The organism is Treponema sp. UBA7567, from assembly GCF_002476655.1.
GTDB lineage: Bacteria > Spirochaetota > Spirochaetia > Treponematales > Treponemataceae > Treponema_D.
In genome coordinates this window covers 1-1550 of sequence record NZ_DLLH01000070.1, presented here as the reverse complement: position 1 = coordinate 1550, position 1550 = coordinate 1, and the positions used below count along the sequence as shown (strand labels likewise).

Annotated in this window: 2 protein-coding genes; both read left to right on the top strand. The window is 36.4% G+C overall.

Features of this window, described 5'->3' with window-relative positions; all coding sequences use genetic code 11:
• Window positions 1-71: 71 nt before the first annotated feature.
• On the top strand, window positions 72-440 hold the full coding sequence (locus B3Y13_RS08690) for a tetratricopeptide repeat protein (RefSeq protein ID WP_296693994.1): 369 nt from the start codon (window positions 72-74) through the stop codon (window positions 438-440).
• Between the two features lie 51 nt (window positions 441-491).
• Window positions 492-1385: a hypothetical protein gene (locus tag B3Y13_RS08685; RefSeq protein WP_296693992.1), complete on the top strand. Its 894-nt coding sequence runs from the start codon at window positions 492-494 to the stop codon at window positions 1383-1385.
• Window positions 1386-1550: the final 165 nt, after the last annotated feature.

The window sequence follows — 1550 nt, the reverse complement described above, 5'->3', positions numbered from 1 at the left end:
GGCAGGAGACTGCACTTGCTGAACTTGAAACTCTTGCTTCGAAAGGTGGAATTGTAGGTGTAAGGGCAAATATGCTAAAGGCTGAGATTCTTTTTGAACAGAAAAATTATGATGCAAGCCGCAGCGCCTGGTTAAAGGCTGCTGCGGCAAAAAAATCGACTTATACGGCTCCTCTTTGTTATTACAATGCGGCAATTTGTTCTGAAAACTTGAATGATTTGGAAGACGCCATTTCTTGTTATGAAAAGGCGATTTCTTCGAAAAATTTTTATCTTATCGACCATGCATATTTTAGCCTCGGTCGCGTGAACGAAGCTAAAGGTGATTTGGAAAACGCTGTTGAAGCTTATGAAAAAATTGAAGCAATTCATTCTGGTTCAAGATGGGCAAATCTTGCAAAAGACCGGATTATTGCAATTAATTTAACAAAAGCAGAATAATTTGTAACTTGATAAATATAAAATAGTTTTTTTATTATGAAAAGTTTCCCTATGGCAAGTAAAATATTTATTATGTGTATTCTTGCCTTTACGGAAACTTTTTTTGTTTCCTGCGGACTTGAAGATGTAATAACAGTAAATGCTCCGACATCTCTAATCAATAGCCCGCTTTACAGTGGCGATGATTATTTGAAATGGTACGCTTCTTTTAGGGTGAATGAAACCGACCAGCCCGATTCTTTTTCTGGAACTGAAATTTATTATAAAATTTACAATAATTCCAGCGATTTAATCTCCCAGCGAAATTCAATTCTCTCGGTAAACACGAGCAGTAATTCGACAGCGGCGGCTACAAGAATGGTTGATACTTATCAGTATCAGGTTTTGGGCGCACGTTCTTTTAAGACTAACAAAACTGTTTCTCAGTCGGTGTTTGTTCCTGCTTCTATTCTAAAAGATAGGTTAAATGTCGCTTTTCGGGTAAAAACTTATACTGGAAATGAAAATTACGGAGCTAATGGAGAGGATGTTTCGAGTTTTGAACAATTTCGTGCATGTGTAAAGTTTTCTGGCCGTTTAAGGGCTTTTGTCAATGATTCTACAGTTTTTGTTGATTATGACTCTTCAGAGGGCTGGAAATATTTTTCTGGAACTTCGGGTAGTTTTGGAACCTCAGTTTCATATGATGACATAGATTTTATCATTCCTTCGAGAAGCAATGGAAAATCATTTGATTTTTTTGATGAACAAGATACAGATTCAGACGAGAATGTACAGCCGTCGGAAAGTGATGATGATTATAAGCATAATGATTCGGCTTCTGCGAGCGATACTTATTATGTTCAGTTTTTTTCAGTCGGAGTCGCATTTGATAGCAGTTCACTTTCGAACGCTTATAGTCTTCTCCTTGATCTTGGTTCAGTTCCGATAATAAAAAATAAATAGTATCGGCTGTAAGTGTTTTTTTTGCAGAAAAAAACAAAAATTGCAATAATTTTAGAAAAATGCGGCAGATTGAGTGTTGCAAAAAAAATGCAATTTTGATAAAGTGAATAAATACGAGATTGTAGCTCAGTTGGATTAGAGCATCTGCCTTCTAAGCAGAGGGTC

Coding starts and splice junctions, on each gene's coding strand:
- B3Y13_RS08690 (WP_296693994.1), top strand. CDS start 72: ATGCTAAAGGCTGAGATTCTTTTTGAACAGAAAAATTATGATGCAAGC.
- B3Y13_RS08685 (WP_296693992.1), top strand. CDS start 492: ATGGCAAGTAAAATATTTATTATGTGTATTCTTGCCTTTACGGAAACT.